The organism is Acinetobacter sp. CIP 102136 (genome assembly GCF_000369685.1).
Classification (GTDB): Bacteria; Pseudomonadota; Gammaproteobacteria; order Pseudomonadales; family Moraxellaceae; genus Acinetobacter; species Acinetobacter fasciculus.
This window is the reverse complement of sequence record NZ_KB850142.1, coordinates 836,199-839,916: the sequence shown is the minus strand read 5'-3', so window position 1 is coordinate 839,916 and position 3,718 is coordinate 836,199. Positions and strand designations below refer to the sequence as shown.

The 3,718-nt window shown below is 35.7% G+C and carries 5 protein-coding genes; 2 read left to right on the top strand and 3 right to left on the bottom strand.

Annotated elements, in window-relative coordinates; all coding sequences use genetic code 11:
- Positions 1–305 precede the first annotated feature (305 nt).
- Entirely contained in the window at positions 306–941 is a 636-nt protein-coding gene (locus F893_RS09560; RefSeq protein ID WP_004646800.1) for an SOS response-associated peptidase, read from the top strand.
- Between the two features lie 41 nt (positions 942–982).
- On the opposite strand, the gene F893_RS18105 is transcribed toward F893_RS09560, so the two are convergent.
- Complete coding sequence (locus F893_RS18105; protein ID WP_004646799.1) at positions 983–1,129, bottom strand: hypothetical protein; 147 nt, start codon at positions 1,127–1,129, stop codon at positions 983–985.
- A 162-nt stretch (positions 1,130–1,291) separates the two neighbouring features.
- The gene (locus F893_RS09555; protein ID WP_016806847.1) at positions 1,292–1,519 is read right to left on the bottom strand and encodes a type II toxin-antitoxin system HigB family toxin; all 228 of its coding nucleotides are present in this window, start codon (positions 1,517–1,519) and stop codon (positions 1,292–1,294) included.
- Positions 1,520–2,735: 1,216 nt separating this feature from the next.
- On the opposite strand from F893_RS09555, the gene F893_RS09550 reads away from it, so the two are divergent.
- Positions 2,736–3,077, top strand: a complete 342-nt coding sequence (locus tag F893_RS09550) for a hypothetical protein (protein ID WP_004646794.1) — start codon at positions 2,736–2,738, stop codon at positions 3,075–3,077.
- 103 nt (positions 3,078–3,180) lie between these two features.
- On the opposite strand, the gene F893_RS09545 is transcribed toward F893_RS09550, so the two are convergent.
- On the bottom strand, positions 3,181–3,411 hold the full coding sequence (locus F893_RS09545; RefSeq protein WP_004646793.1) for a hypothetical protein: 231 nt from the start codon (positions 3,409–3,411) through the stop codon (positions 3,181–3,183).
- Positions 3,412–3,718 lie beyond the last annotated feature (307 nt).

The window sequence follows — 3,718 nt, the reverse complement described above, 5'->3', positions numbered from 1 at the left end:
CAATTGGTTGTGCGGTAGATTTTGTGTGTAGGCTTCTTCATTTGAAAATTATATCGCTGAAAAAGCCTTTACAGATAGGTTTGTGCAACAAAGCCTTTAATCATTAAAAAACTCAAATATTTTAATCTTCATATTTATAGAATAGTCCTTTAAAGGAGCACTATTCTATAAAGAGGATAAACTAATATTAATCCGTATTCTTACTTTCTGTTATAACTATACTTACGATTTCGAATTGTTTTGAGCCCATCATTTTTATACTTTAATTCTTTAGCAAATAATAATTAGAATGAAAGAGGTTATTTATGTGCTCGAACTATGAATTTCCCTCAAAAAAACGTCTTTCCTTATTAGATATTCATGAAGAGCAACTCGAACTGGGCATGAAAACACATGTTTATCCTTTAGCGCCAGCCCCAATCATTATGCGCGGTGCTGATGATTTTGAGCTGGATATCGCACGTTTCGGACTGATTCCAGCCTGGGCGAAAGAATTGAAATATGGCCGGCATACCTATAATGCACGGACTGAAACAGTGGCATCCAAACCGAGTTTCCGACATGCCTGGAAAAACAACCAGTTTGCTTTGGTACCCGTCGATACATTCTATGAACCTAAATATATAGACGGTAAATCGCACTGGTTTGGCATTTCACGTGAAGATGGCAATCCTTTTACCGTGGCGGCGATTTATGATGACGCACACATTGATGGTGAGAAAATCAGATCATTTTCGATGCTGACCATAAATTCAGATCAACATCCCTTTATGAAACAGTTTCATGACCCGAATGACGAAAAACGCTCGATTATTGTGATTCCGGAAGAATCACGACATGACTGGTTGCACTGCGATCATGAACAAGCCCATGAATTTTTCTTTGAAATGAAAGATGAGTTTATTGCAAAGCCTAGAGATCAAGGTTTATCGGGAAATTAAAAAGCCCTAAACCAAGTTAGGGCTTCGTCCATGTGAAAAAGCTATTTTTGCTCTCTCAATGGATTTTCGGGTTCTGCATTGGGTTTTTTCTCTGGTTTGACATGCTTATAAGATGCCTGATTACCCTTGTCGTCATTCGATTCTTTATGCGGATTTGATTCTTGCTCTTGCTCTGGCTTATTTGTCATATGCATCTCCTTCATATATCTATTAAGAGATAAATATGACATCTACTGCTAAACATCAATGTTATTTATGTTGCACATTCAGTTTTCTAAAAAGACAAATTTTCCTTGAAGTATTCTTTTACATTTCACAAACCCTAAAGTCCATCTGAGCAAATAAGCTATTCAGCCTGATCGTAGATGGTACAGCAAAGAATATGAATTCGCGTGCGAGCCGATATCGAATACATGAAATTTTCTAAGCTTATCCACTGCCGGAAAAAGTCTTTTCATTTCAGTAAAATCTTTAGGATGATTGGCCTTAATCATTCGATGCCAACCAGCTAATGCAGTTTCAGCCTGTGGCCTCTTTTGAATTGCTTCAAGAATTCGAGCATGGGTGATCACACGCATAAATTTTATTGTATTCCAGTTCTAAGCAGCTAAGAATTTATCAAAACGTAATCCTATTGAAATGATTCTTTTATAAAGTATTCCTTGTGAGAAATTATGTTTAGATCCAAAAATTTCATCAGTAAAGAAAAACCCCGCCAACTGATGATTGAACGGGGATTGATCTTCATTAAGATGTCTGATGATTTGGCACATTATTCAATATTTTTCAAGCAATCACGACACTGTTTGACCTCATCATGGTCACACGTGTAGTTAATTTCAGTCGCACCATGAAGACCAAATAAACAAAATATAAATTGCATCATGTTTTTCTCCTAAGTGTAAAAAGCTCAATCTAGGATCAAGCTTTATTGCTTTAAATATAGAATGATTCAATATAAAATGATTGGATCAGCGATCTAGAACAACTTCAGTACTCAGCTCTGTTGTTTAGCCTTTCAGTAAAATTGAAGCTTTTGGGCTAAGTTTGTACAGGCTCTTCAGCTTGAGTCGCCTGATCTTTTTTACAATGATCACTTTTACAATGCTTGCTGCTCATCATCTGACACATTTTCTCTTTGCAAGATTTAAAACAACAGCCAACCATTACGCCCATGCCAAATGCGCATATACATCTCATCATAGCTTTGTCCTGTCTTTTCGTGAAAAGAGATATATAAATAACATCTATTCATGTATCTCTCCTGAGGGAATTTTCAGGCTTTATGTTGTGTATGAAAACTTATGTGAAAGAGAATGAGCAAAAAATACAATCAGCAAAGAAAAAACCAGATTTAAGACGGAAAAGAAAAAGCCTGTTTAACTCTCCTAAATTAAACAGGCCCTATAATGTGCTGATTTTTAATTATTTTCATTAAGTTCTTATAATGACGCCAAGATATCACTAGCCATGCAGCCAATCTGTGTAGGATATATAGATGCAATGTTTCAAAATATGAAAAAACCATTACTTTTGTTAATTAAATGACTGTAATTTATCCAAAAATCTTTTTAATGGGCAAATAAGACGATTAAATAACCAAAACCCAAAAAGAATTGCTAAACCTATAAATGAGAATAGGTTAATTCAGATTTGTAGGAGAAAATTCCTTATTTCAGTCAATATCGGATGTTATGAATGTTCAATGTCTCATAAAGTTTATAGATCCCTGCTTTCTTTTTAGTCATTTCTCTCTATAATTTTTCATATGAGCAATAACAATATTTTGGCAGCATGAAAAATCGCATACTAATTACTTTATTGATGAGTCTGGCAATAAGCGGCTGCCAAAAACAGCAAGCAGAGAGTGCAGCAGAAGCTGATGCAAACATTAAAGTGCAGTTTGAACAATCAGATAATCAACTGAGTGCTTATCTGGACAAACTTGACTCTTCAACAATTAGTCTGGAAGAAAGAACACGTATCCTGTGTGAACAATATCCTAAAGAATATAAAAATAACTATATGCCTGCCTTGCTAAAACTTGCACCCAAGGAATATACAGAAAAAGAGTTGCTCACCGACCTAGACAATGCCTTGAATTTCTACAAGCTAAAAGCCAATATTCAGTGTTAATAAATACTTAGTCTAATCGTGCAATGAAATATAAAAAACCGCCTGATTCAGGCGGTTTTTTTATGAAGAGCGTAAGTCTTAAACAGAATTAACACTGCGGTTTTCACTGATCTTGTTGCTGTTGGTTACTGTTTTGCTGTGGCTGTTGTTGCTGTTGGCCTTGCTGGTTTTGTTGCTGATTGCGCTGCGGCTGCTGTTGTTGCTGGTTATTTTGTTGCTGATTTGGGTTTTGCTGGTTGTTTTGTTGACGCTGCTGATCTTGATTGCGTTGTTGATTTTGCTGTTGCTGTTGTTGCTGCTGTTTCTGTTGGTCTTGCTGTTGATTATTAGCCATGGTGGTATTCCTTACTATTTGCTTTAAATTAAAAGCCGATAGGTTTCGACTTAATATCTACTCTACGCATTTTTCAGATTTCGCCAACCTTTAACCTGTTACAGATTAATTCAATGTAAAAAATAGTAAGATAAGTACTTGAAGTGGAGATTAATGCGCAACATAAATTACCTGATATAATGCAACAGAAACATAATGAAAGACTTTATAGGGGCTTTGTTGCACAAAGATTTGAAATGCAAAGCGCCCCTAATTGAGCCAAATTTAAGGCGTAACTTGGGTAAGTGGTCGACCTAATTCCGTAAAT